The organism is Stenotrophomonas sp. HMWF023, from assembly GCF_003060985.1.
GTDB lineage: Bacteria > Pseudomonadota > Gammaproteobacteria > Xanthomonadales > Xanthomonadaceae > Stenotrophomonas > Stenotrophomonas lactitubi.
Genome location: NZ_QAIJ01000356.1, coordinates 1 through 24,858 on the forward strand (window position 1 = coordinate 1; position 24,858 = coordinate 24,858).

General features: G+C 64.2%; 28 protein-coding genes. 11 read left to right on the plus strand and 17 right to left on the minus strand.

Features of this window, described 5'->3' with window-relative positions; translation table 11 throughout:
* Window positions 1-2,646: UvrD-helicase domain-containing protein (locus tag DBR20_RS21580; protein WP_108268404.1), on the minus strand; the 2,646-nt coding region annotated here is incomplete at its 3' end.
* Between the two features lie 191 nt (window positions 2,647-2,837).
* On the opposite strand from DBR20_RS21580, the gene DBR20_RS21585 reads away from it, so the two are divergent.
* The gene (locus tag DBR20_RS21585) at window positions 2,838-3,056 is read left to right on the plus strand and encodes a hypothetical protein (RefSeq protein ID WP_108268363.1); all 219 of its coding nucleotides are present in this window, start codon (window positions 2,838-2,840) and stop codon (window positions 3,054-3,056) included.
* 77 nt (window positions 3,057-3,133) lie between these two features.
* On the opposite strand, the gene DBR20_RS21590 is transcribed toward DBR20_RS21585, so the two are convergent.
* From DBR20_RS21590 to DBR20_RS21630, 10 genes are all read right to left on the minus strand, one after another.
* The gene (locus DBR20_RS21590) at window positions 3,134-3,604 is read right to left on the minus strand and encodes a hypothetical protein (protein ID WP_258223471.1); all 471 of its coding nucleotides are present in this window, start codon (window positions 3,602-3,604) and stop codon (window positions 3,134-3,136) included.
* Window positions 3,601-4,440, minus strand: a complete 840-nt coding sequence (locus DBR20_RS21595; protein ID WP_258223472.1) for a hypothetical protein — start codon at window positions 4,438-4,440, stop codon at window positions 3,601-3,603. The genes DBR20_RS21590 and DBR20_RS21595 overlap by 4 nt, the downstream gene beginning before the upstream one ends.
* A 27-nt stretch (window positions 4,441-4,467) precedes the next feature.
* Window positions 4,468-4,845 (minus strand): EF-hand domain-containing protein, encoded by a 378-nt coding sequence (locus tag DBR20_RS21600; protein WP_108268365.1) that lies wholly within the window; start codon window positions 4,843-4,845, stop codon window positions 4,468-4,470.
* A 33-nt stretch (window positions 4,846-4,878) separates the two neighbouring features.
* On the minus strand, window positions 4,879-5,277 hold the full coding sequence (locus DBR20_RS21605; protein WP_108268367.1) for a hypothetical protein: 399 nt from the start codon (window positions 5,275-5,277) through the stop codon (window positions 4,879-4,881).
* Between the two features lie 90 nt (window positions 5,278-5,367).
* On the minus strand, window positions 5,368-7,332 hold the full coding sequence (locus DBR20_RS21610) for a MacB family efflux pump subunit (RefSeq protein WP_108268369.1): 1,965 nt from the start codon (window positions 7,330-7,332) through the stop codon (window positions 5,368-5,370).
* Window positions 7,329-8,519, minus strand: a complete 1,191-nt coding sequence (locus DBR20_RS21615) for an efflux RND transporter periplasmic adaptor subunit (RefSeq protein WP_108268371.1) — start codon at window positions 8,517-8,519, stop codon at window positions 7,329-7,331. Before DBR20_RS21615 ends, DBR20_RS21610 begins: the two co-directional genes overlap by 4 nt.
* 136 nt (window positions 8,520-8,655) lie before the next feature.
* Window positions 8,656-9,147, minus strand: a complete 492-nt coding sequence (locus DBR20_RS21620; protein WP_229978646.1) for a hypothetical protein — start codon at window positions 9,145-9,147, stop codon at window positions 8,656-8,658.
* Between the two features lie 4 nt (window positions 9,148-9,151).
* Window positions 9,152-9,328: a hypothetical protein gene (locus tag DBR20_RS22260; protein WP_181393147.1), complete on the minus strand. Its 177-nt coding sequence runs from the start codon at window positions 9,326-9,328 to the stop codon at window positions 9,152-9,154.
* A gap of 71 nt (window positions 9,329-9,399) precedes the next feature.
* A complete protein-coding gene (locus tag DBR20_RS21625) occupies window positions 9,400-10,749 on the minus strand; it encodes a HAMP domain-containing sensor histidine kinase (RefSeq protein WP_108268373.1) in 1,350 nt (449 codons plus the stop codon).
* Window positions 10,749-11,423 carry a response regulator transcription factor gene (locus DBR20_RS21630; RefSeq protein ID WP_033831437.1) on the minus strand — a complete coding sequence of 225 codons (675 nt, stop codon included), beginning with the start codon at window positions 11,421-11,423 and terminating at the stop codon, window positions 10,749-10,751. The genes DBR20_RS21625 and DBR20_RS21630 overlap by 1 nt, the downstream gene beginning before the upstream one ends.
* 210 nt (window positions 11,424-11,633) lie before the next feature.
* Between DBR20_RS21630 and DBR20_RS21635 the strand changes: the two genes are divergently transcribed.
* Together DBR20_RS21635 and DBR20_RS21640 are read left to right on the plus strand one after the other, a co-directional pair.
* A complete protein-coding gene (locus DBR20_RS21635; RefSeq protein ID WP_108268375.1) occupies window positions 11,634-11,915 on the plus strand; it encodes a hypothetical protein in 282 nt (93 codons plus the stop codon).
* Between the two features lie 28 nt (window positions 11,916-11,943).
* Complete coding sequence (locus tag DBR20_RS21640) at window positions 11,944-12,543, plus strand: hypothetical protein (protein WP_258223473.1); 600 nt, start codon at window positions 11,944-11,946, stop codon at window positions 12,541-12,543.
* Window positions 12,544-12,554: 11 nt separating this feature from the next.
* Here DBR20_RS21640 and DBR20_RS21645 read toward each other — a convergent pair whose 3' ends face one another.
* A complete protein-coding gene (locus tag DBR20_RS21645) occupies window positions 12,555-13,259 on the minus strand; it encodes a TetR/AcrR family transcriptional regulator (RefSeq protein ID WP_108268379.1) in 705 nt (234 codons plus the stop codon).
* 82 nt (window positions 13,260-13,341) lie between these two features.
* Here DBR20_RS21645 and DBR20_RS21650 point away from each other — a divergent pair, with 82 nt between their 5' ends.
* A complete protein-coding gene (locus DBR20_RS21650; RefSeq protein ID WP_108268381.1) occupies window positions 13,342-14,877 on the plus strand; it encodes an FAD-dependent monooxygenase in 1,536 nt (511 codons plus the stop codon).
* A 38-nt stretch (window positions 14,878-14,915) separates the two neighbouring features.
* Here the strand turns inward: DBR20_RS21650 and DBR20_RS21655 are convergent, their stop codons facing one another.
* The 5 genes from DBR20_RS21655 to DBR20_RS21675 all read right to left on the minus strand — a co-directional run bounded on the left by DBR20_RS21655 (window position 14,916) and on the right by DBR20_RS21675 (window position 18,048).
* The gene (locus DBR20_RS21655) at window positions 14,916-15,164 is read right to left on the minus strand and encodes a hypothetical protein (protein WP_108268383.1); all 249 of its coding nucleotides are present in this window, start codon (window positions 15,162-15,164) and stop codon (window positions 14,916-14,918) included.
* Window positions 15,165-15,293: 129 nt separating this feature from the next.
* Window positions 15,294-15,563, minus strand: coding sequence for a hypothetical protein (locus DBR20_RS21660; RefSeq protein WP_100460363.1), 270 nt, complete (start codon window positions 15,561-15,563; stop codon window positions 15,294-15,296).
* 112 nt (window positions 15,564-15,675) lie between these two features.
* Window positions 15,676-16,149 carry a hypothetical protein gene (locus DBR20_RS21665; protein ID WP_108268385.1) on the minus strand — a complete coding sequence of 158 codons (474 nt, stop codon included), beginning with the start codon at window positions 16,147-16,149 and terminating at the stop codon, window positions 15,676-15,678.
* 147 nt (window positions 16,150-16,296) lie between these two features.
* Window positions 16,297-17,508 (minus strand): MFS transporter, encoded by a 1,212-nt coding sequence (locus DBR20_RS21670; RefSeq protein WP_108268387.1) that lies wholly within the window; start codon window positions 17,506-17,508, stop codon window positions 16,297-16,299.
* 78 nt (window positions 17,509-17,586) lie between these two features.
* A complete protein-coding gene (locus tag DBR20_RS21675) occupies window positions 17,587-18,048 on the minus strand; it encodes a phosphohydrolase (RefSeq protein WP_108268389.1) in 462 nt (153 codons plus the stop codon).
* Window positions 18,049-18,170: 122 nt separating this feature from the next.
* Here DBR20_RS21675 and DBR20_RS21680 point away from each other — a divergent pair, with 122 nt between their 5' ends.
* The 7 genes from DBR20_RS21680 to virB11 all read left to right on the plus strand — a co-directional run.
* Window positions 18,171-18,428, plus strand: a complete 258-nt coding sequence (locus tag DBR20_RS21680; RefSeq protein WP_108268391.1) for a hypothetical protein — start codon at window positions 18,171-18,173, stop codon at window positions 18,426-18,428.
* Window positions 18,429-18,465: 37 nt separating this feature from the next.
* On the plus strand, window positions 18,466-20,145 hold the full coding sequence (locus DBR20_RS21685) for a type IV secretory system conjugative DNA transfer family protein (RefSeq protein WP_108268393.1): 1,680 nt from the start codon (window positions 18,466-18,468) through the stop codon (window positions 20,143-20,145).
* Between the two features lie 415 nt (window positions 20,146-20,560).
* Window positions 20,561-21,007: a hypothetical protein gene (locus tag DBR20_RS21690; RefSeq protein WP_108268396.1), complete on the plus strand. Its 447-nt coding sequence runs from the start codon at window positions 20,561-20,563 to the stop codon at window positions 21,005-21,007.
* A gap of 89 nt (window positions 21,008-21,096) precedes the next feature.
* Complete coding sequence (locus DBR20_RS21695) at window positions 21,097-22,143, plus strand: type IV secretion system protein (protein ID WP_108268398.1); 1,047 nt, start codon at window positions 21,097-21,099, stop codon at window positions 22,141-22,143.
* Complete coding sequence (locus tag DBR20_RS21700; protein ID WP_033831428.1) at window positions 22,140-22,919, plus strand: TrbG/VirB9 family P-type conjugative transfer protein; 780 nt, start codon at window positions 22,140-22,142, stop codon at window positions 22,917-22,919. Before DBR20_RS21695 ends, DBR20_RS21700 begins: the two co-directional genes overlap by 4 nt.
* Window positions 22,916-24,172, plus strand: a complete 1,257-nt coding sequence (locus DBR20_RS21705; RefSeq protein ID WP_108268400.1) for a TrbI/VirB10 family protein — start codon at window positions 22,916-22,918, stop codon at window positions 24,170-24,172. The genes DBR20_RS21700 and DBR20_RS21705 overlap by 4 nt, the downstream gene beginning before the upstream one ends.
* A gap of 13 nt (window positions 24,173-24,185) precedes the next feature.
* Window positions 24,186-24,858, plus strand: a 673-nt coding sequence (gene virB11 / locus DBR20_RS21710; RefSeq protein ID WP_108268402.1) for a P-type DNA transfer ATPase VirB11, incomplete at its 3' end; no start/stop codon positions are given.

Sequence of the window (24,858 nt, forward strand, 5' to 3'; positions counted from 1 at the left end):
CACCGGGCAGCGCTCTTCATTGATCGCCACACCCGACACGCTCGTAACCTCCACGACGCCGTCCTGCACCAGCTCGTCCAAGAACGGCGAGTGCTTCCCCTGCAGGGTGAACATCGCAACCGATCGTCGCGCCCGCGTAAGTGCGACATAGAACAACCGCCGTTCTTCGCTCAGCGGATAGGTATCACCCTCCGGCATAGCCAGGGAAAGCACCGGATCATCCGACCGTAGGCTCGGGAAGCCGCGATTCACCATCCCCGGCAGAATCACATAGTCCGCTTCCCGACCCTTCGATTGATGTGCGGTCAGGAACTCGACCTCCATCGTGCTGCCGAAGGCCGTCTTCCAATCCGAAGGCACTGCACCGCGATCTGCGCGATACCGCCCCAGAACAAAGACAGTCACGCGCCCGTTGCGGCCCTGCGGAGCCGTACCCGCCAGCAGTTGCTGGTGCAGCTTCGACAGGTACTGGCGAACACCATCCTGCACCTCCTCACGCCGGTTCATCTGGAACGCCTGCAGCACCGGGCCCATTGTCGGCGCAGCAGAACGAACCGCCTTGGCAATCTGCGCCGGATTGCGGCTGATGAAGCGACCGGAGATGTCGCACAGTTCCTGCGGACAGCGGAAAGTCTGCTCCAGTTTCAGCACCTGGCCGTGCCCCATCCATTCGCGGAAACCGGTCATCACTGAAACGTCGGCGCCGGCGAAGCGGTTGATCGACTGCCAGTCGTCGCCCACGGCAAACAGATAGCGGCCCGGGCGGTTGACCAGGGCGCGGCACAGGCGGGCGCGGGCGCGCGAGGCGTCCTGGAATTCGTCGGCCATCACCAGTTCGTAGGGCGATTCATAGTGGCCCTGTTCCAGCAGCCCGGCGGCCATGTTCAACATGTCTTCGAAGTCGATGCTGCGTTCGTCCGCCAGCGCGTCGTCCCACGCCTGGAACACAGGCCCGGCGATTTCCAGGAAGCGCCGGTAGCGTTCCTTGAACTGGTCCTCGGGCATCTGCCGCAGACGCTCGGCCATGTCTTCCAGGCTCAGGCAGTTGCTCTTGGCATGGGCAATGAAGGTGCGCATCATCCCGATCAGATCGGCATCGGGCATGGGCTTGGCGCCGCCATCGGGCAGCTCGCGGTCCGGGTTGGGGTCCAGCTCGATGCGTGATTCGCCCAGCCGTTCCGACAGGTGGTGCAGGGCCTCGCCACTGCGCAGCCCGAACGAGGTAGTCTCGACCAGCGCGGTACCCCGCGCGGCATGCTGCTCGCGTTTCCAGCGCACGCCATCGGCGTAGTTGGCAAAATGCTGCGGCGGCTGGCCGTCGGCATCCAGCGCGAAGTGTTCGTGGTACAGCTCGGCGTCCGGATAATAGAAGTCCGGGCGATACTGGCGATGGGTATCCGTGGCGGTGTCGAACTCGTAGCGGCGCTCGTAGTCGTACGTCACGCCGTTGTAGAACAGCCAATCGGCAATCACGCACTCTTCCAGGCTCTTCACCCGCTCCCCCTGCAGGGTGCGGATGTAGGGGGTGCCGTCGCGGTCGTAGCCATCGGCCAGCATCTGCGTGCCCAGCGGCGGCAGATCGCGCCCGAATACCAGCCGGAACATGTCCCACTGGGTGCGGAAGTGGGTCGAACGGTCCTTCAGGTCGTCCACCAGATCGGCCAGCTTGTTGAAGCCCAGCGTTGCATCGATGGCCCATTCGGGAATATCGGGCTTGCGTCCCGTCGCCTTGGCGATGATGGACAGACCAAGTGCATGGAAAGTGCGCGCCTCCACCACGGTATCGCCCATGCCCAGCCGCTCGAAGGACCGCTGCGCGCGACCTTCCAGTTCCTTCGCGGCGTCCTTGTTGAAGGCAAGCATCACGATGCGCTCGGGGGCCACAAAGCCACGGTCGATAGCGTAGGCAGCCTTGGCCACCATCGTGGAGGTCTTGCCGGAGCCGGCTGAGGCGACCACCTGCAGGCGGTTGTCGAAGCAGATGACCGCGCGTGCCTGTTCCTCGGTCAGCGGCCTGCTCTCGACCCGGTCCAGGAAGTTCTTGGCCAACCCCAGTTCGCGCCGGGTCATGGCCTCATTGGCTTCGGCCCAGGCGGCGGGCCAATCCAGGTTCCAGTCGCGGAGGGCGTCCAGCGCGACGCTATGGTCATGCGCTTGCAGATCTTCATGCACGTCTTCATCGAGGAACAGCTGCTCCAGCTCCCGGGGCTGCAGGGGCAGGGCGGGGCGCTCGGCCAGCAGCGCCTGCTGCTGCTCGTGGGTGATCCAGCGGCGGCCTGCATTGCCTCGGTCGATGAGGTCATCTGCTGCGCTCAACCACGACTGGATCTGCTCCAGAATCGTGTCGAACAGGGCCCTGCGCCCACGCGTGGTACGCGCAAAGCGCATCTGCTGCAGGGCAGCCGCAAGCCGGGACGCCTGCCGGTTGGGCAGCCCGTCTACTGACTGCCCAGCTGCATTCCCGGTCTGCAGTTCGACCCGTGACCAGAACAGGCCTGTAATGACCTGCACGCGATGATCGTCATCCACACGCTGCCGGTACTGCTGGCCGGAGATATTCAACTCGACATGTTCGCCATCGAGCCGCAGCCACCACTGGGGCGAACGAGTCACACGTCGGCCCCAGCCCGAGGGGCGCCATTCCATAGACATCCAGATACTGCCTTGCAAGCGTCAATTGGGCCTCTTGGGCCCTCAATCCCTCATGATAAGGGGCCTTGACGTCGCTTGTAGCCTATTACCCAAAGGCGGGTAGCGTGCCCGCATACTGCATGCCGCAGCTTCGCCCCGTAACATGGCGCATGCCAGCATGAAGCGTGTGGATCCAAAGGTCGGCCATGGAAATTGACTGGAACAGCGTGGGAACCTTGAAGCACACCGCCGGCGGCTACGATGTCCGGACGGGTGCATTGAGGATTCTGGTTACCGCTGCCATGCAGGGACACGAGGGTGACGTCTCCGGGATGCACGTCGAGATGGAGGATGGCACCATCATTGCTCCAGAGGAGATAAGGCGCCTGGCGCTGGTACCGGGCCGGATCCGCTGGCAAGACTGATCGCTGGCGAAACCTTTCGCAGCCTCAAACGTGCCTGGAAAATGACGACGCCCCTGAGCAAGGGGCGTCGTTGGGGCCTACGGGGTTGCCTTCGGTTGACGCGGATCGGCAATGATCCGCGACGGTGACCCATACAATACGAGTACCCGCATGCCGGCACTGAATACCGGATCGGGGCCCTGCACGACGGTCATCAGGTTGCCGTTCTCCGTCTGCACCACGTACTCAAGGCCCTTGGCCTGCGAAAGTGCGCGCTCGGAAGCCGCACCGGCAATCGCACCCACCACAAGGCCACCAATGGCACCGATGGCCGCCGCCTGGTCGCTGCCGCCGATGGTGGAGCCGGCTACGCCGCCAGCGGCAGCACCGGCAATGGCGCCACCGCCCTGCGAACCGTCAATACTGACTGCACGAACGCTGATGACCGTGCCGCTGACGGTGCGGTTGACCTGTCCCACCGAGCCGATGGAATAGCTGTCGGTGCGCACGTTCGGTGCGCACGCAGTCAGCATCACGGCAGCGGATGCAGTCAACAGCAGGCGCTTCACGGTGCTTCCTGCTTGTTCGGGAACATCGGCTTGGAGATGTCCACCGTTTCCAGAGCCTGCAGGAACTGGGCAATGTTGTTCTGTGCCGATCGGCTGATCGACTCGCGGGCGCGGATCACGCCTGCGAAGGCATAGTTGAACGGAACTTCGCCGGATGCGCTGACATCCTGGGTGTAGACGATGCTGCCGGTTGCGCGATCGATCAGCTCGTAGCGGGCGATCGTCTTGGTGGTCATCGAGGCACCGAAGCTGGGAATGTCGATGGCAAGGATTTTCACCGACAGGCTCAACTTCACCGGCGCGTCGTCGCGGAACACAGCCATCTTGTTCAGTGCTTCGGTCAGCGCGTTCTGCCACATCTGCGGGACTTCGTGCTGGGCCTGTGCGGGAATCTTGCCCTTGGCTTCATCCGGACGTGCGAGCGTGACCGTCAACGATTTCAGCTCGCCATCAATCTTCTTGCTGCTGACCCCGACGTTCGGGACCGAGAAATTGAGCGGCGGATTGGTGGTGCAACCCACCAGCGACGCAGCGATGATCGCCGCGAACAGGAACTTCTTCATCCATTTTCCCCTGTGACTACGTTGAAACATCCATGGTGAATTGTGTGTTCGTCCGCAACGTCGATGCTGCACCGCAACGGTCGCAGAAAGCCGTGGCTGACTGTGCGCAAGGATACCTGAATCGGGGCGGGCTGCAGCCTGGTATCGTTGCCAGCCGTTGATGGTCCTCCTTGAGTACCTCGACTGGAACCGGGTAGTGCCGACCTTCTCGAAGATGCCCGCCTGGGCGCGTGGCGTTTCATTGCGTTGGTAGGTGACCACCCAGGTGGGCACGTATCACGTCAGCGCCACACCAGGGTTTTACTTTGTTGGCGCGTCCGCCGTCTGCGCAGCCACCATCGCCTGCTGCATCTCCTTCAGCGACAGGTAGCCATCACCGTCGGTATCCAGCCCCGTGAAGTACTTCGCGATCTCCGGCACCACGGTCGCTTCTTCCTTGCTGATCTTCCCGTCCTTGTTCTTGTCCATCGCAGCAAACGCGGCATCGATCGAGTCAGCCTGCTTGCTGAAGCGCGCCTGCTGATACGCGGTGAATTCGGTCTTGTCGACGCGACCGTCCTTGTTGCTGTCCATCGCGGTGAACGTGGAATCGATATAGGCTTGTTTCGGGTCGGCGGGCGCGGCCTGTGCAAGCAGCGGGGTAGCGCACAGCGCGATCAGCAGGGCGGTCTTGTTCATAAGCATTGCGTGTAGTCCTAGAATGAGGGCAGATCAGCGGCAGGGATAGGTGTAGCCATCGCGGTCGCGATAGCTGTCAGTGCGACGGTCGTAGTTGCCGTAGCGGTTCATGCAGTAGTCGGCGCGCTCACGGCTCTCGCGTTCGCGCTTTGCCGCCGCCGCGATCACGCCAGCCACCACGGCGGCACCCACTACGCCCACCACCACGCCTGTGGTCTTGGCGTCGTGTCTGCGCTCACGTTCGCGGTCGCGCTCCCGCTCGCGTTCGCGGCGCTGCCAGTCATCGCGATCACGATCACGATAGTCCTGGTTCCACTGCGGGTTGTAGCGATCGCCACGCTGCGCATGGGCGTCGCCGGAGTAGGGCATCAGCACCAGCAGTTGTATGGCTGCTGCAAGCAGCAGCGCAGTCCTTCCTGTTTTCAGAAACATCGTCCAGCTCCTGTGCGGACATCGTCGGTAGCTGCAGTACACACCGCAGACATTGCGCGAACCTGCCGTCACTGCAGGCAATTGCAGCGCCTACCGGACCAGTGCTTCCACCGGGTCCAGCTGCGCCGCGCGACGTGCGGGCAGGAAACCAAAGCCGATACCGATCAGACTGGAACACGCGAACGCCGCAATGATCGAACTCGCCGAGAACACCAGGCTGAAACCCACGTCGGCCAGTGCCAGCACCGCGCCCAGCAGCAACGCCACGCCAATGCCCAGCACGCCACCAAGCAGGCACACCAGCACCGACTCGATCAGGAACTGCTGCAGGATGTCGCTGCGGCGCGCGCCCACCGCCATGCGTACGCCGATTTCGCGAGTGCGCTCGGTCACCGACACCAGCATGATGTTCATTACCCCGATGCCACCGACTACCAGTGCAATGGCCGCAATGGAGCTGATCATCATGGTGAGGATGCCGGTGGTCTGTTCGATCGACTGGCGGATCTGCGCGTTGTTGCTCATGTAGAAGTCGGTGCTGCCATGGCGACGCGTCAGCAACCGCGCAATGGCCTGCTCGGCCGCTTCCATGCTGATCACATCGGACACGCGCACGGTGATGCTGGACACATGGCTCTGGCCGAGCATCCGCGCCATGGCCGTGGTGTAGGGCATCCACACCCTTAGCAGCGAGGCGTCGCCGGCGGCGCCGGCATCCTTCTTCACCACGCCGACCACGCGCACCGGCACGTTGCCCAGCAGCAGGGTCTGCCCGATGGGGTTCTCGGCGGCGGCGAAGAAGCGCGCACGCGTGTTGGCATCGATGATGGCCACCTGCTGGTAGCCAGCCACACCCGGTGCGCCGAAGAAGGCACCTTCCCCCAGCTTCAATCCATGCACGCGGAAGTATTGTTCGCTGACGCCCTGAACCTGCACGCTGGCCGAACGGTTGCCGCGCAGGGCGGTACCCGTGGTGGCTACGCCAGGGGTGGCACTGTCCACGAACGGTTGCCCGGCCAGGGCTGCGCTGTCGCCCGGAGTAAGGGTCTCTACCCGCGCCGCGTGCAGATCGCCAAAGCCGGAGCCCGGATAGATCTCGATGGTGCTGGTGCCCAGCGAAGAGATGTTGGAGAGGATGGCCTGACGCGCACCCGTACCCAGCGCGACCACCGACACCACAGAGGCGATGCCGATGATGATGCCGAGCATGGTCAGGAAGGTGCGCATGCGGTGTGCGTTCATGGCGCGCAGGGCCATGCGGAAGGCCTCGGCGAAGCGATCGCGCACGGCCTGCCAGCCGCTGCCATCTCCGCGTTGCGGCAGAGCGGACGGTGCCACGCCCGCTGCCGACGCAGTAGCCGTGGCACGATCATCGACAATCCGCCCATCGCGGATCTCGATGATGCGCTGGGCGCGCTCGGCCACGGCCATGTCGTGGGTCACCAGCACCACCGTGTGGCCTTCGGCATGCAGTTCGCCGAGGATCGTCATCACTTCCTTGCCCGACTGTGTATCCAGTGCGCCGGTAGGTTCGTCAGCGAAGATCACCGCACCACCATTCATCAGTGCGCGGGCAATCGACACGCGCTGCTGCTGGCCACCCGAGAGCTCGCCGGGCAGATGCTGCATGCGTTCGCCCAGGCCCAGCCGCGCCAGCAGTTCGGCGGCCCGTGCGTGGCGCTCAGCGGCGGGCATGCCGGCGTAGATCGCTGGCACTTCCACATTGCCCAGCGCGGTCAGGTCGGTCAGCAGGTGGTAGCGCTGGAAGATGAAGCCGAAGTGTTCGCGGCGCAGCTCGGCCAGCTCGTCGGGCGACATCTGCGCGGTCTGGCGTCCCGCAATCTCGTACGCGCCCGCAGAGGGCCGATCAAGGCAGCCGAGTATGTTCATCAGCGTGGACTTGCCAGAGCCGGACTGGCCGACGATGGCCACCAGTTCACCGGCATGGATGTCCAGGTCCACACCGTCCAGTACCACCAGGGTCTGTTCACCGGCGGCGAATTCACGGCGCACCCCGCGCACGCTCAGCAGTGGCTCGCTCATGGCTGCGCTCATCGGGGCTGCGCGGGCGCGGTGGCGGCTTCGTCGCTGGCTTGAGCCAGCACGACCTGCTCGCCTTCCTTCAGCCCGCTGCGCACTTCCACCTGGATCTGGTCATCCAGCCCGATGGTGATACGCCGCGCCACGGCGCGCCCATCCGCGCCACGCACCTGCACGGTGTAGCTGCCGTCACCATCCCGCACACCAAGGGCAGCAGAGGGGATGGTCAACACATTGTGAGCACGGCCGAGCACAATCCGCACCTGCGCGGTCATGTAGCTGCGCAGGCGGCCGTCGGTGTTGTCCACGTCGAACTGGCCGTTGTAGTACATGGCTGTACGACTGCCACCGGAAAGCGCTGGCGACGCGAGGCTGGACGTATCTTCGTTGGTGATCGATTCTGGCGCTGGCGCGATGTCGCGCACGGTGCTGCTGTAGCGGCGGCCCGCGTCGCCAAGGATGGTGAAGAAGGCTTCCTGGCCGACCGTGGTGTGCACAACATCGGCTTCGGAGATTTCGGCGTAGACGGTCATCACGTCCTGGTTGCCCAGCATGACGATGGTCGGTGCGCTCTGTACCGCATTCACCGTCTGACCCTGGCGGGCGACGACCGCCAGCACCGTGCCGTCGGTGGGGGCGGTGATGCGGGTGTACTCCAGGTTGGTCTGCGCGATGTCCACGTCGGTCTGCCGCTGCACGATCTCACCGTCCAGCGCGGTGATCTGTTCGCGGGTTGCATCCACCTTGGCCTTTGCAGCATCGAAGTCGGCACGCGCCACCAGCTGCGATGCCAGCAGTTGCTGCTGCCGCCGCAGGGTCAGTTCGTACTGGCGCAGATCGGTGGCCAGTGCATCGCGGTTGGCGCGTGCGGTGCGCTGTGCCGCCTGCGCACTCAGCAGCGCATTGCGTTGGGTACGGGAATCGATGTCGGCAATCGGGTCACCGGCCTTCACCTTGTCGCCCAGCTTCACGTGCAGTGTTTCGATGCGACCGGAGACCTGCGCACCCACGCTCACCAGTCGCGATGGCTTCAGGGTGCCGGTGGCTTCCACCACCTGTTCGATGTTTCCACGTACCACGGGCGCGAGCTGCATCGGTGGCGGCGGAGCGGGTCGCAGCCAGAGCCACGCGGCAATGGCAGTGCACAGTACGGCACCAGCGATGATCAGCAGTCGGCGGTGCTTGCGCGGTGCGGTGCTCATCGGCACGGCATCCAGAGGGGATAGGTCATCGGTGGTCCTCGCGGCAGTAGGGATGCACGCGCCGGGTGCCGGGCGCGGATGGCCGTCGAGTCTCGAGGTGCTGGGTTGCGTGAACCTTGCGGCGCTGGCGTGGTTGTCAGCCCGAAGCCATGGCGCTGAGCAGCGCCACGGCGATGAACTGCAAGGCGCTACCCAGCACCAGCAGCACGTTGCGCAGGCGGTCGGCAGTCACACGTACGCTGCAGAGCTGACACAGCGCGCCGATCACCAGCCCCACGATGGAAAGCGTGCTGGTCGGCTGCGTGTGTACGCCTTGTATCGCCAAGGGTACCCACGCGCTGCCCAGCATCGTCCAGGCCGCGTGCCTGTCGATGTAGCGCAGAGGTACGGGGAGCAGCCGCGATGTGGTTGATCGCCATGCCGACAGCGCATGCAGCGCGGCATGCGCGACGACGAAGAACAGCACGGCGCTGGCCATGGCTGCATGGGCATGGCGTTGCGTCGAGATCACCAGCGCACTGCCCGGCAGCAGCAGGAACAGCACGGCAAATAAACGCATCAGCACGTCCGGGCGATTCGCTGCGTGTATCACGCGCAGCCACCGCGGCCAATGCGGCAGCGCGCGCATTCGATCAGCGCGCGAACGCCGATTCCACGCAGCTGCGGTCAAACCGGATGTAGCCGGCGTCGCGCGGAATCGGGCAGAAGAGGAGGAGGGAGGAACTCCTTCGGTCACGTGCAGGCTTCCTGTCAGGACGGAACGCGATGGCATCACCGATGCCATCGGCCCGATGCTGCGCAGCGAACATTGCCGCAACCTTGCCTTTCATTGCTGTCTGCTGCGCATGGACAGGCGGCAGTCACGGATGTGTGGGCGCCTTCAGTGCTCTACCGGCGGTGCCGAGGTGACGCCCGGATGCAGCGGGAACTCGACGCGGATCAGCGCGCCACCACCGGGGGCATCCAGAACCGTGACGTGGCCACCGTGACGGTCGATCACCTGCCGCACCAGGTTCAGTCCCAGGCCCGCGCCGGTCTGACGGGGGCGCAGCCGCTGGAACGGCTCAAACACGCGTTCGCGCTGGTCGACCGGAATGCCGGGGCCATCGTCTTCCACTTCCAGGCAGGTGCCCTGTACCCGCACGATGACATGGCGGCCGCCATGCTCGGCGGCATTCAGCACCAGGTTGGAGATCACCCGCTCGACCGCACCGGCTTCGCCCAGCACCGGGAAGTGTGGCTCCACCGCCACTGCCACGGTCTTGTCCGACTGGATCAGCAGCGGCGCAAGATCGGCGGCAACCCGTTTGGCCACACGGGCAAGGTTGAGGGTTTCCTTTGGGCCGTCCTCCTCCATGCGATGCAGGTCCAGCAGCTGCTCGGCCAGCGTCGCCAGACGCGCGACTTCGACCGCCAGGCTGCGCGAAGTCGAATCATCAGCGGCATCGATCTTTACCCGCAGGATCGCGATCGGCGTGCGCAATTCATGCGCCGCTGCGGCGATGAAACGGCGTTGCCGCTCGTGTCCTTCATCCAGCCGACCCAAGGCATCGTTGACGGCGGTCACCAGCGGCGCGATCTCCACCGGCACGGCGGTCTCGGTCAGGCGGATGCCGCGACGGCTGGCCGAAATGTTGCGGGCTTCCTGTGCGATGCGTTCGACACCGGCCAGTGCCCGCCGCACGATGATCGGGGTCAGGATGATGGTGGCCAGTGCCAGCAGCAGGAAGATCGGCAGGGTGATGATGTGCGCGGCCAACGCCATCTGCATGGTCAGCGAATCGGTTTCACCATGGGCCATGATGGTCAGCTTGCCGGCCGGTCCACTGTGCTGGCGTACCACCACCGCCAGGCCATCGCTGCGATCGCGCCCGCGCAGGTCGCCATAGGGGATGCCATCGAGGGCGCCGACCAGCGAGGCATAGGCCGGTGGCACATGACCGAAGGTGACGTGGTGCCCATGCTCGTCCTCGGCGATGAACCACGCGCCAGGGACGATCTTCAGCAGTTCGGCCAGTTCTGGCGTGTGCACTACGTACAGTTCGCCGTTGCGGTCGCGGTGCACCGCCTCGGCGGCCACCGGCGCGAAGGTCTGGATGGTGTAGTAGCCACCGCTGTCGGCACGGACCAACACCATCAACAGGGCGAAGAACGCCACCAGCAGGGCCAGCAACTGGTAGATCAGCGTCTTGACGATCAGCGGGCGCTTCAACGACGGTCGACGCGCCATCACTTGCTTTCCCGCATCAGATAGCCAACGCCGCGAATGGCGTGGATCTCCACGCCCGCATCGGCGTCAGCGAGTTTTCGGCGCAGGCGCGAGACGTGCGAATCCAGTGTGTTGGAATGGATGCCGTCGTCGAAGCCATACACCGCCATCTCGATGGATTCGCGCAGCACGGTGCGGCCCAGGCGTCGTGCGAGTGCCGCCAGCACCCGGATCTCACGCCGCGGCAGCTCCAGCCGCTGGCCGCCGACACTGGCCTCACCCGAGGCGGGGTCGAACACCAATCGGCCGATGCTGATGGACTCCACCTGCAATCCGCTTGGGCGACGGCCTGCTGCCCGGATCCGTGCGAACAGTTCCTCCAGCGCGAAGGGTTTGGCCAGGTAGTCATCGGCGCCTTCATCAAGCCCGGCAATCCGGTCCGGCAACTGGCCCAGCGCGCTCAGCACGATGATCGGCACCCCGGGGTTGTGCTCGCGCAGCAGGGAAATCAACGCCAGGCCATCGCCATCGGGCAGGGTGCGGTCCAGCAGCACCAGATCGTGCAGGCCGCACAGGGCTGCCTCCCGGGCCAGCGCCAGCGTGTTGGCCAAGTCCACCACATAGCGCTCGCGCTGCAGGGCGGACTTGAGGGTGGCGGCCAGTTCGGCTTCGTCTTCGATCAGCAGGATGTGCATCAGCAGGGCTTGGGCAGGGAGGGGCCACACAAGGGCGGTTCGGCACGCGCCGGCACCGTATTACAGGAACATTGCGTGAACATGGCGTGCCTCCGCATCTGCCGGAAGGCCACGGCGGGAGGTGGTGAAGCCGAAGGTCCGGCGCAAGGTTCACGCAATCCAGGCGCTCCAGCCTTGGCGCCCTTCGCAGTTCCCATCCCTGGAGTCACCATGAAGTTGTTCGTTCCGATGCTGTTCCTCGCCACGCTGACCGGCTGCACCACCGCCAAGATGACCGTCACCCCCGACGGCCGCCGAGGCGTTTCCATCGACTGCAGCGGCTCCAGTTCCTGGAGCGGTTGCTACGAGAAGGCCGGGCAGATGTGCCCGGGCGGCTACGTAGTCTTCAGCAAAGATGGCGATGAGGGCAATGCCATCGCGGTGGGCAACAAGAACGGTTTCACCTCCACCCAGATGGCCACCCGCTCGATGCTGGTGTCCTGCTCGGGCTGAGGATCGCGGCGCCGATCATTTGGCAAGGATGCATGGACATCCTGCACGCATCGGTGCACGTTGCGCCATTTTCCTGCAGATGCTCGCTACCAGCGGTTTTCAGCGGCGCGGTCATCCGCCGGCGGCGCCGCGCTTTGCCTTTGCTTCATGCGCCTGTAACACCATCATCGCTACCACGGTGGTCCCAGCGATTTCGCTGGGATCATCTGGAGACGCTGGAATGGAGTTCAGAACGTCTGTATTGCTCGTGGCCCTGATGGCCGCTCCCGCAGTTGCCCATGCTGAAGTCTGCTTTTCGCGGGACGGTTTCGTGATGACCTGTCCCAGCTTGTTGCCGCATCCGGTGAAGGCGCGATTCGAAGTTGGAACGTTGCCACGCGTAGCCGGATCGCCGTCGGAAATCTACATCACCGGTGGCGGAAGGGTGGATGGCACCAGCAATTTCTACGTGTTTGCCAACGGCAAGATGCTGTGCGAGACCAGCGGCAACCTGGATGGCGGCAACACCACGCCCGTACGGCATTGCAGTGGCACGATCACTACACCCGGGACCTACGTGATCTCGGCTTCACGCAGCAATAGCGGCAATTTCCTGGCCCCGGACGATGTGGTGATCAACGTCCAGTAAAACGTCTGCCATCACGGGCCCCGGGCCGTAGTTGCCGGGGCCTCGTCCAGCGTCCCGATCCGCGGGGCGCTGGGCATGCGCTGCGTCGGGTCGGTATACGGCGTGCCGGCCAATGCCACCAAGGTCCCTGTCGCGCCGCGCACGATCAGCGGCACCATCGCCTGCCGCGGATCGCCGCCGCAGGACAGCACGCGCAGCCCCTGTTCGTAGGCGGCCACCATCGACGCCATCAGCATCGACGCGCCCAGTCGCGCGTCGGCGTCCCCGACCGGTCGGCCGGCAGACTCAGCCATCAACTGCGCCAGGTCATCGGTCAGCAGCGCCTGCAGCTGCCGCGCATGGGCCACCAGCACCGCGCTCTGGGCCACGGTTTTCCAGAACGATGCTGCGCCGGCATTGATCCGCAGCAAGGGGTGGCCGGTGTCCAGCAATTCCCGCACCAGCGCCTGGAAGGCGGCCAGCGGCGTCATGGATGTGCGCGCGGCCATACCTTCGCGCAGCAGCTGCCGCGCTTCCTCATCACGGTCGAACACCAGCTGTTCCTTGCTGGCGAAGTAGTTGAACACCGTCTTGCGTGACACCCCGGCGGCGTCGGCGATCTCGCTCATCGACACGGCCTCGAAGCCGCGCTCGATGATCAGCCGGGTGGCGACGTCGGAAATCGCCTGTCGGGTCTCGGCTTTGCGCTGCTGGCGGCGGCCAGGTGGCGGGGTCATGGGCGGTTCACTTGTAGAAACGTACACCGAGTGTAACATTGTCGCCGCCAGAGCGCCGACCCGGGGCTCACGAGGATTTCCAATGCGGTACGACGTCGTCATTGCCGGGGCTGGCCCGGTTGGGCTGTTCCTGGCCTGCGAACTGGGCCAGGCGGGATGCTCGGTACTGGTGCTGGAGCAGGCGGCCTCGCCGGAGTCGCCGTTGAAGTGCCTGCCGTTCGGGCTGCGCGGCTTGAATGCCCCCACGCTGGAGGCGCTCGACCGGCGCGGTCTGCTGGACGCCGTGGCTGCCGGCCAGGTGCTGAAACCGGAGAAAGGCCCACCGCCGCCGGGCACCGCGCATTGGTTGTCGCAGCCGCGCAGGCTGGGTGGGCACTTCGCCGGTATTCCGTTTGCGTTGGAAAACGTCGACAGCGATCGCTGGCCCTGGCGCCTGCCCAGCCCGGTCGGCACGCAGATGCCGGTGGAACTGCAGGCGCTGGAGGCCGTGCTGGCCGAGCGCGCGCAGGCGCTGGGCGTGGTGATCCTGCGCGGCGCGGGCGTGGAGGAGGTGCAGACGGACGTTGACGAGGTCCAGGTCGAGGCGGGCGGGCAGACCTTCCGCGGGCGCTGGCTGGTCGGCTGCGATGGTGGCCGCAGCGTCGTGCGCAAGCAGTGCGGCTTTACCTTCGCCGGTACCGATCCGGAGTTCACCGGCCACTCGCTCAGCGTCGAGCTCGAGGATCCGACGGTGCTCAGCCCGGGGCGTCACACCACCGCGCAGGGCATGTGCAACTTCAATCCGCCGGGCACCATCGCCCTGGCCGATTTCGACGGTGGCGCCGGCCATCGCCAGCCGCTCGACCGCGATACGGCACAGGCGCTGCTGCGTCGTATCTCCGGCCGTGAAGCAACGATCACCACACTGCACCTGGCCACCACCTGGACCGACGGCGCGCGGCAGGCCACCGCCTATCGCCGTGGTCGCGTGCTGTTGGCAGGCGATGCCGCGCACGTGCATTCACCACTGGGCGGGCAGGGGCTGAACCTGGGCCTGGGGGATGCGATGAATCTGGGCTGGAAGCTCGCCACCGTCGTGCGCGGCGAGGCAGCCGACACGTTGTTGGACACCTATCAGGCCGAACGCCACTCTATCGGCGCCCGGGTGCTGGAGTGGTCGCGCGCGCAGGTCGCATTGATGCGCCCTAGCGCGGGCTCACGTGCATTGGCTGCGATCGTTGCCGACCTGGCAGAAACGCGTGATGGCGCCACCTATCTCGCCGAGCGCGTATGGGGTGTGGGCCAACAGCTGGATCTGGGTCAGGCCCATCCGCTGGTGGGCCGCAGCACGCCGGATTTCCTGCTGGTCGATGGTCGCCGCATGGGTGAACTGCTGCGCGCAGGGCAGGCGGTGCTGCTGGTGTTCGATGCCACGGTCTCGTTGTGCGAGGCAATCGGTGTCGAACGATCCCGCATCCTGTCCATCGCGCAGCCGGCTGTCGATTCGTTGGGCCTGTCCGCGCTGCTGGTTCGTCCAGATGGCGTTGTCGCCTGGGCCAGTGAAGGCGCCGATACGGCAGGACTGGCGCAGGCCGTACGGGAATGGATGGGCCCCGTTGGCAGGGAGGCGATTGCCTGAGTCCCGGCGCAGCCCGCTCAGGGCTGCGCCGCCCTCTTTCAGAGATCCTTCTTCTTGCCGCTCAGGTCCAGCGGCTGGTCACTGCCTTTGCGCTCGCTCGACCAGACCTCAACGCTCTTGCTGCAGCGGCTTTCGCGGGCGGCGACCTCAGGCGGCAGGTCCTTCACATGCGGCGACTCCTGGCAGGCGGCATGCATGGCCGAATCGTCATAGGTGGCACAGGCGCTGATCGACGCGAGGGCAAGGGCGCAGAGGGCGGAGCGGAGCAGGGGCTGCAGGAGGCGCATGGGGGGTCTCGGGAAGGGGCCGGTCTGGCCATCGAATTCAATCCGTGACCCGGCACACGCGCAATCCGACTGGCAGCACTTGTTATTGAATAACAATTGTGACAATGCCCAGGAGCTGGCCACTACCGATCAGGCAATGCAGATCAGGAATACCGTCGACAGCGCGAGCATCAACACGAACACGCGCCGACTCAAGGCCAGGCAGGTCAGGCAGGCCGCCAACGCCCAGGCCGCCAGCAGCACACATCCCAGCAACCACAGTCCGGCCGTCATCATCGAGCCGGCCGCTGCGGCGGACAGCGCAAAGGCCTTGAACAGCGCCACGCCCAGCACGCTGCCCAGCGCGCCGGCCCGCAGGGCAATTGCATCGTGGCAGGTGGGGGAAATCTGGCGGTGCATGAGGGCTGTGTCGCGCTAGGGGAGCTGGCGTGCGCAACTCTGCAGCAAGGCGGATCTACGCCGCGTGTTCGTCAACCAGCAGTGTGGCTACCGCACGCGAATCGCGGTCGCATCAGTCGAACTCGCCGTCCGCCGCTTCCAGGCGGCGCCGGTATTCGGCCCGGTGCTTGTACAGCCGCTGGCACTCCTCCGACCGATGGATGCGGCTGCCAGGCTCGTTCGCCACGGAGTCGCACATCTTGGCGATATGGTTGTTCCCGGCCAGCTCCATCACGAAGAACACCGCCGTGATGCCAGCGCCCAGCAGCACCACATACAGCAGGCGGCTGAGCCAGCGCGAGCGCTTGCGTTCGACGTGCTGTTGCAGCGTCAGGTCGAAGCGGATGATGCTCAGCACGATCCAGACCACGCTGACGAGGAAGCACAGCGTGGGCAGCAGCCCGCGCCAGAGTCCAGCCTCGTAGACCGTTTCGCTGTAGTGCACCGCCGCGCCTGCACCGGCGATGGCGATGGCCAGCGCCCAGTTGCGGCCTAATGAAAGCAGGTCATCGAGCAGCTTCTCGCGTCTATGGGGAGTGACTGCCACGGAGCATCCTTGAGCATGACCCTCGGCCGCCGGTTGCGGCCGATCTGCGTAGATGGTGCGGCATCACCGACGCGATGAGAAGCTGGAGAGTGCTGCGACCGGATCGCCGCCGTCGCTCCGGCGACAGCAGACGACCCGTCGCGGGGTTCAGCGGCTGCCGGCGACAGCGGCCTTGCGGTTCTTCTCCAGCATCACCGACACGCACCACAGCAGCAGGCCGCCGACCGCAGTCGCTGCACCTACGTAGCCAGTGGTGGCCGGGCTGAAGCCGGCGCTGATCGCCATGCCGCCCAGCCATGGGCCGAGTGCATTGGCGGTGTTGAACGCAGCATGGTTGGAGGCGGCGGCCAAGGTCTGCGCTTCGCCGGCCACGTCCATCAGGCGCGTCTGCAGCACCGCGGCCAGGGCGCCCATCGTACCCACGGTGATGATCATCGGGCCGATGGTCCACACCGATTCGGCGGCCAGCGGGTACAGCAGCAGCATCACGATCGACCACAGCAGCACCACGGCGGCTGCCTTGAAGTGGAACTTGTCGACCAGCCAGCCACCGGCGATGTTGCCAATGATCGCGCCGATGCCGAACACGCCCACCGCCAGCGGCATCCACGATTCGGCCACGCCGGTCACCTGCACCAGGGTCGGTGCCAGGTAGGTGAACACGCAGAACATGCCGGCAAAGCCCACCGCGCCGATCGACAGCGCCAGCCATACCTGGGTGGTGTTGAACGCGCGCAGCTCGCGCATCGGCGAGGTCCGCACCTCATCCGGATCGGGCAGCAGGAAGCGCGCGATCATCGCCACCGTGGCGATGGCCAGCACGCTGACCAGGGCGAAGGCGGTACGCCAGCTCAGCTGCTGGCCCAACCAGGTGGTCAGCGGATTGCCGATGAGGATGGCCACGGACAGGCCGAGCAGCACGCGCGACATCGCTTGCCCGCGCTGGCCGGCCGGGCTGATCGCGGCCGCCACAAGCATCGCCACGCCGAAGTAGGCGCCATGCGGCAGGCCAGCGACGAAACGCGCCAACAGCATCGTGCCGTAGTTCGGTGCCAATGCGCTGGCCAGATTGCCGACGGCATAGAAGCCCATCAGTGCCAGCAGCAGCTTGCGGCGCGGGAAGCTGGCGCCGACGAAGGCCAGGATCGGTGCACCCACCACCACGCCGATGGCGTAAGCGCTGATCAGGTGGCCGACCTGTGTTTCGCTGATGGAAAGGCCGCGGCTGATCTCCAGCATCAGGCCCATGCTGGCGAATTCACTGGTGCCGATGGCGAAGCCGCCCAACGACAGGGCGAGGATGATCAGGGTGCGCTGGCGCGGCGTCAGCCGAGCGGCCAGAGGGGAATTGGGGCTCATGCGGGGGCGCAAAGGGGGCGGGGAAGCGCCACATTGTACTGCTGCACCGCAACAGGCATCAGCCAGGCTGGGGGTAAATCAGTGTTCGATGGGTGGTGCTGCCCGTGCTGCCCGTGCTGTCTGCTGGCCAAGCGCCGCCAGGGCCTGTCGGTATTTGTCACGTAGGCGCTCGGCGGTGGCGGCATCCAGTGACGCCAACCGCGTTTCATCGGCGTTGTCGGCGATATCGGCCAGCTTGACCTTCAGCGCCAGCGGATCCGCCGCTATCCGCATGTAGTACGTGGCGGCATCCGCCGCAGACGTCCTGCTGAGCAACCGCACCGCATGCTGCAACGGGTAAGGGAAGGCCTGTACCCGCTCAGCGAAGGCAGGGCAGTCCTCAAGCACATCATGCAGCCAGGCCACCACCTCGGCTTCATCATCGCCACGCACGGCAGCGGCCACCCGGCCGACGTGGCCGATGTAGGGCTGTCCTGCCTTGTCGACCTGGCCGGCATGGGCCTCCATCGCCAGCGTGCGTGCGCGTGCCACCCAGTCCATCGCGATGTCTCCGTCCCGAGCGTGTATTGTCGTACGGGTCGTCTACATGCCGCCACCACGGCCATGCAGGCATCATCGGACGCTGCAGGAATGGCATCTGGATTCCATCAGGGAGATGAGACATGCAGGAATACACCCATCAGCTGGAACTACGCGGCCGCTTCCGTCTGGTAGCGGTGACCCACGAGCCGGTGTACGCTCCCGGCGATGTGGTCGGCCATGCGGTCATCGTCGACGATGGGGAGCGTCTGACCGACCTGATGTCGTTGGCCGATGCGCGCCGGTACCTTGAGGAACTGGTGCGGGAAGAGGGTGTGGAGCCCGGGCCGGAGAATGAAGTCAACCTGCGGAAGAAGGCGTCGCAGCGACGCCGCCGCTAAGCCGTCGCGCCCATGAGGCGCATCATGGAGGATTCGGGTGTTGTCCAGTAAGAAGTATCTGCTCATCGCCATCATCACGCTGGCGACCCTGCTGCTCGGGTTCGTGCTTTCCGGTTACCTGACGCTGCTGCTGCTTGGTCTTGATACCAAGCTGCTCACCTGGAATACCTATTACCAGTATTTCCACGCCCTCGACCAGCCGCAGGTCGCCCCGTTCGTGGGTAAGATCAAATGGGCCGGTTACCTCGGCTTTGGCCTGCCGCTGCTGGTGCTGGCCATCGTCGGCCTGGTCGTGCTGTTGAAGAAGGACAAGCGCTCGCTGCACGGTGACGCGCGCTTTGCCACCAGCGCCGATCTGGCCAAGCATGGCATGTTCAAGAAGAGCGGCCAGAGCATCGTGGTCGGCAGCCATGGCGGCAAGCTGGTGCGGCTGGACGGCCAGCAGTTCGTGATCCTGGCCGCCCCGACCCGTTCGGGCAAGGGCGTCGGCGTGGTCATCCCGAACCTGCTGGAGTACGGCGAATCGCTGGTGGTGCTGGACATCAAACAGGAAAACTTCGATCTGACCAGCGGTTGGCGCGCCAGCCAGGGGCAGGAGATCTACCTGTTCAACCCGTTCGCCGAAGATCGCCGCACCCATCGCTGGAACCCGCTCAGCTACGTCTCCGACGACCCGGCGTTCCGTGTCTCGGACCTGATGAGCATCGGCGCGATGCTGTATCCGGATGGTTCGGAAGACCAGAAGTTCTGGATCAGCCAGGCGCGCAATGCCTTCATCGCCTTCACCCTGTATCTGTTCGAGAACTGGGATGACGAGCGCAGCAGCGGCTTCCCGGGCGGGCAGGGCACGCCGACCCTGGGCGCGGTCTACCGCCTGTCCTCCGGCGATGGCAGCGATCTGAAGAAGTTCCTGAAGAGCCTGTCCGAGCGTCCATTCCTGAGCAGCAACGCGCGCTCGGCGTTCGCCAACATGCTGTCCCAGGCCGACGAGACCTTCGCCTCGATCCTGGGCACCTTCAAGGAACCGTTGAATCCCTGGATCAACCCGGTGCTGGACAAGGCCACCAGCACCAACGACTTCCTGCTCACCGACGTGCGCAAGAAGAAGATGACCATCTACATCGGCATCCAGCCCAACAAGCTGGCCGAAAGCCGGTTGATCATCAACCTGTTCTTCAGCCAGCTGATCAACCTCAATACCAAGGAACTGCCCAAGTCCAATCCGGACCTGAAATACCAGTGCCTGTTGTTGATGGACGAATTTACCTCGATCGGCAAGGTCGAAATCATCGCCTCGGCGGTGTCCTACATGGCCGGCTACAACGTGCGCCTGCTGCCGATCATCCAGAGCATGTCGCAGCTTGATGCCACCTATGGCCGCGAAGTCTCGCGCACCATCATCACCAACCACGCGCTGCAGATCCTGTACGCACCACGCGAACAGCAGGATGCCAACGATTATTCGGACATGCTGGGCTACACCACCATCCGCAAGAAGAACGTCACCCACGCACGTGAGAAGACCCATAGCTTCACCGAGGAGCGCCGCGCGCTGATGCTGCCGCAGGAGCTCAAGGCGATGGGGCCTGACCATGAGGTCTTCCTGTACGAAGGCATCCCGCATCCGGTCAAGTGCGACAAGATTCGCTATTACAAGGATCGCTATTTCACGTCACGACTACTGCCAAAGGTTGACGTACCGATGCTTGATGTCTAAGTTGCAGACATGAAAGTGTGACGGATGCACGCATTCATGGAGGTGAATTAGTGCGCCACGTCAAAAAAATGCCATACGTCGGTAGATTTCAGATTTGTCTGACATGGAATTGACGTGTGGTTGTGCGAATCTATGCATGGCCTGCGAATCTGTGTGATTCGTCATGCTTTCAGAGTGGCCAGGAGTTTCAGCCATGGGAACAGGGATGGTTCCGACGTTGGTGAGGGTGCGTGAAAGGGGCCTCGGATGAGGTTGCTTCACGCGACTTGGTTGGCAGCTTTCGAGCTGCAGGGGAACCGTGCCCGTGTGCTGTTAAGCAGTGCATTTGCTACGTTTCCGGCGTGCATCGCGCAGTGCCGGACGACCAAGGGACCAACATCGGGACTGCTTTTTCGTACGTCAAAGTGAAGCCCGTATGAATCAGGCGTTTATTGCAAAAATGTCCATCGCCGCAGTGGCGGCGTTGATGGTGGCAGGTTGTGCTACCAAGCCCGCACCCGACTTCGGAGGGCGCTGGAAGCCGGTCAACCGTTTTGCGACGGCTCCGACCGAGATTCCGCTGTACTCCAGCTACGTCTATCAGGCGTCGCCAATGGATCGCACGCTGAAGGCCATGCTCGAGCGCTGGGCCAAGGATTCCGGCCGCACGCTGGACTATCGCCTCAGTTCGGACTTCACCCTGTATGGCGCGGTGTCGGAGATCGACACCACCAACGCACAGCAGGCCGTGATCGATCTCACGGCGGCCTATGCGGCGCAGAGTGTTTCCGTCTCCATCGTCGGCAACCAGATCGTCGTGCAGAACGCTGGATCGACGCCGACCGCGTCGGCCCAGGATCCTGAAGCCAGCAGCGGCAGCTGAGACCGCGTCGAAATCATCGAACGTGCCGCACCCCGCGCCTGGCGCAGGGGCGTCGCGCCCATTGATGTTTCAGCAGTACGGAAGAACCCATGTTCCGCAAGAAGGATGCAGGCAACAGCCCCAAGGTCGAGCAGTCGGTCGCCAAGGCGGTCAGCTACGAGATCACCGTGGCCGACATGGCCCGGCGCAGCGAGCGTCGCGCCTGGTGGGTCGCCACCGGTTCGTTGCTGATGTCGCTGGCGCTGGCCGGTGGCTACTACTACATGCTGCCGTTGAAGGAGAAGGTGCCGTTCCTGGTGATGGCTGATGCCTATACGGGTACGGCGACGGTTGCGCGCCTGCGCGGCACGTTCCAGGGTGAAACCATCACCAGCAACGAAGCGGTCAATCGCAGCAACGTTGCCCAGTATGTGCTGGCACGTGAGTCGTATGACTCGGCGGTGATGGGCCTGCGCGATTGGGAGCTGGTGTTTGTGATGTCCAGCGATCCGGTGGCGCAGAGCATGAAGTTGCGCTATGCCGGCAACAATCCGCAGAACCCGTTCGTAATGTACGGGCGCGGCAAGGCGATCCGGGTCAAGATCCTCAGCATCACCCCGCTCGGCGCACAGGCGAATGGCAGCTTCCGTGGCGCCTCTGTACGTATCCAGCGCAGTCTGCTCGACAAGCGCACCGGTGCCGCGACCTATCTGGACAACCAACTGGTGACGATGCGCTTCGAGTACAACCAGAACCTCGCGCTGTCCGAGCAGGATCGCGTGCTCAATCCGTTGGCTTTCCAGGTCACCGAGTATCGCGTCGACAATGATTACGCCCGTGGCGTGCCGGTGCCGGACGACAGCGCCATGCAGGACCAGGCACAGCAGGCCGCGCAGCAGGCGCAGTTGGCCGCGCAGCAGGCACAAGGGATCTATGACCCGAACAACCCGGCCGCTGCGACCATGATCGATCCGGCGACCGGGCAGCCCGTGGCGGCACCGGTCAATGGCCAGATGCAACAGATGCAGGGGCAGCCGGTGCAAGGCCAGCCGATGCAGGGTCAAGCGATGCCAGGGCAGGCCATGCCCGGGCAGCCGGCGATGCCGCCGGCACCGAACAATTCCACCGGAAATGCTGATGGAGCAAGCAACCGATGAGTAGTCGAAAAGTCAGGGGAAGCGCATTGGCGCTGCTGTCGTTGCTGTCGCTGGTGTTTTCCACCGCAGCGATGGCACAGGCGGTAGACCATTACGAGTATGAGAAGGATCGCATCTATCCGGTTCGCACCGGCCTGGGTCTAACCACCCAGATCGAACTGAGCCCGAACGAGAAGATCCTCGACTACAGCACCGGTTTCAGCAACGGCTGGGAGCTGACCCGTCGCGAGAACGTGTTCTACATCAAGCCGAAGAACGTCGACGTCGACACCAACATGATGGTGCGCACCGAGACCCATTCCTACATCTTCGAATTGAAGGTCGTGGCAACGGACTGGCGTCAGCTGGAGCAGGCCCGTCGCGCCGGCGTGCAGTACAAGATTGCCTTCACCTACCCGAGCGACACCGAATTCGGGTTGGCACAGGAGGCGGTCGAGGAAGAAGCCAAGCCGCTGCTCAGCACTGAGCTGGCCAAGGATCGCCAGTACAACTTCAACTACTCCTATTCGACCAGCAAGGCGAAGAAGATGGGGTGGCTGATTCCGGTCAACGCCTACGACGATGGCAGCTTCACCTACCTGAAACTGCCGAATTCGCCCGAGTACAAGACGGGCATCTTCCCGGCCGTATTCGGTCGCGAGAAGGAGTACGGCGAGGACTTCGTGGTCAACACCACCGTTGAAGGCAATACCTTGATCGTCCACGGGACTTACCCGTACCTGGTCATCCGCCACGGCGATTATGTCGTTGGTCTGCGAAGGAACGTGAAGAAATGAGCCAGCAGAACACTCCAGGAAACGATCCGAACAATGGTCCTGACCAGGGCCAGAGCCCCTACGGCAGCAGTCCAGGTGCTGCGCCGGAGACGCCGTCCAATCCTTATTTCGGCAATACCCAGGCTGGGGCGGCCCCCGATCTGGATGCGGGAGCTCCGCAACTGCGCTCGGCTGAAGAGCAGCGGCTGAACCGAAAGGCGCTGTTGTTCCTTGGCGGCATTGTGGTGCTGTTGGTAGCGATGGGCTTCCTGCTCTTCCGGAAGGGCAAGGACGATGAAGGCTCTCAGAACAAGCCGCGCGAGATGGCACGTGTCACGACTCCCGAACTGCCGAACGTAGCGCCGCCGCCGCAGGCTCCGCCTGCTGCAGCGGAGCCGATTCCGATGTTGCCTGCGTTGCCTCAGGATGATGGCCCGAAGCTGGTTCCGGTGGCACCGAGGCAAGAAGCCATGGTCCCGCGTGGCCCGACGCTGTTGGAGCGCAGAATCTCAGGCGCGGCCGACGCGGCCGTGGGTTCTGGTGGTCCACAGCCCCAGCGAAGTGCGCTGGACGAGCAAACCCGTCAGGCGCTGTTGGCGAACATGATGCCGAACCAGCAGGGCCCGCAAAAGGTTCGCCGGGGCCCGGATGTGGAGGACATCTCCAGCGCTTCCTTCATCCGCAGTCCGGATGCACTGCTGGTGCGTGGTACCTATCTGCGCTGCGTGCTTGAGACCCGCATCATCACTGACCTGGCCGGTTATACCTCCTGCCTGCTCACCGAGCCGGTCTATTCCATCAATGGCCGTACCCTGCTGTTGCCCAAGGGTTCGAAGATCTATGGTGCCTATGCTGGCGGCCCAGCTGGAAAGCGCGTGGAAGTCATTTGGGACCGGATCACGACTCCGAATGGCTTGGACGTCGCTATGTCCAGCCCGGGCGTTGATGGCCTGGGTGGTGCGGGTCACCCAGGGCAGTACAGCGCACACTGGGGTGCACGTATCGCTTCGGCACTGATGATCAGCCTGGTCGCGGACGCGTTCAAATACGCCGCTGCCGAACATGGTCCGGAAACGACCACCGTGGCCAACAACGGCATGACCATCCAGTCGCCATATGAAAGTGCTACCGCACGCACCATGGAGCGGCTGGCCAACGAGGCGCTCACCAGCGGCCGTCGTCCGCCCACCGTCACCATCAATCAAGGCACGATCGTGAACGTCTACGTCGCAAAGGACGTTGACTTCACCAGCGTGCTGAACGCCCGCAGGTAATCCAAGAACGACCATGGACGCCGAAGTGTCACCACTCGCCCTCGTCTCCAGCGATTTCCTGCGCTATCAGTACGAAGTGCTGGGCATCGCCGAGTACATGACTTCGCCCGAAGTGACGGAAATCTGCATCAACCGTCCGGGTGAGCTGTACCTGGAGACGCGGGCAGGGTGGCAGCGCGTGGATGTGCCAAGCCTGACCTTCGAACGTGCGCGACAGTTCTGTACCGCGGTGGTCAACGAAAGCAACACCGGTCAGCGCATCACCGATGCGGATCCAGTGGTGTCGTTGACCTTTCCGACCGGGCAGCGCGCGCAGTTCGTGATTCCGCCGGCGTGCGATGCAGGCAAGGTGTCGATCACGATCCGCCTTCCATCCAAGCACACCAAGTCGCTCACGCAGTACCACGAGGATGGATTCTTCAACCAGATCCTCGAGCAGGATGGCAGTGTCAGTGAACAGGATCGCGAACTGCTGGAATTGCGCCACTCCCGCGAGTACGCGGAGTTCTTCCGCCGCGCGGTGATGTATCGCAAGAATATTGTCGTGTCCGGTGCCACCGGTAGCGGCAAGACCACCTTCATGAAGGCCTTGGTCAACCATATTCCGGACAGTGAGCGGCTGGTCACCATTGAGGATGCGCGCGAGCTGTTTCTGACCCAGCCCAATGTGGTGCACCTGCTGTATT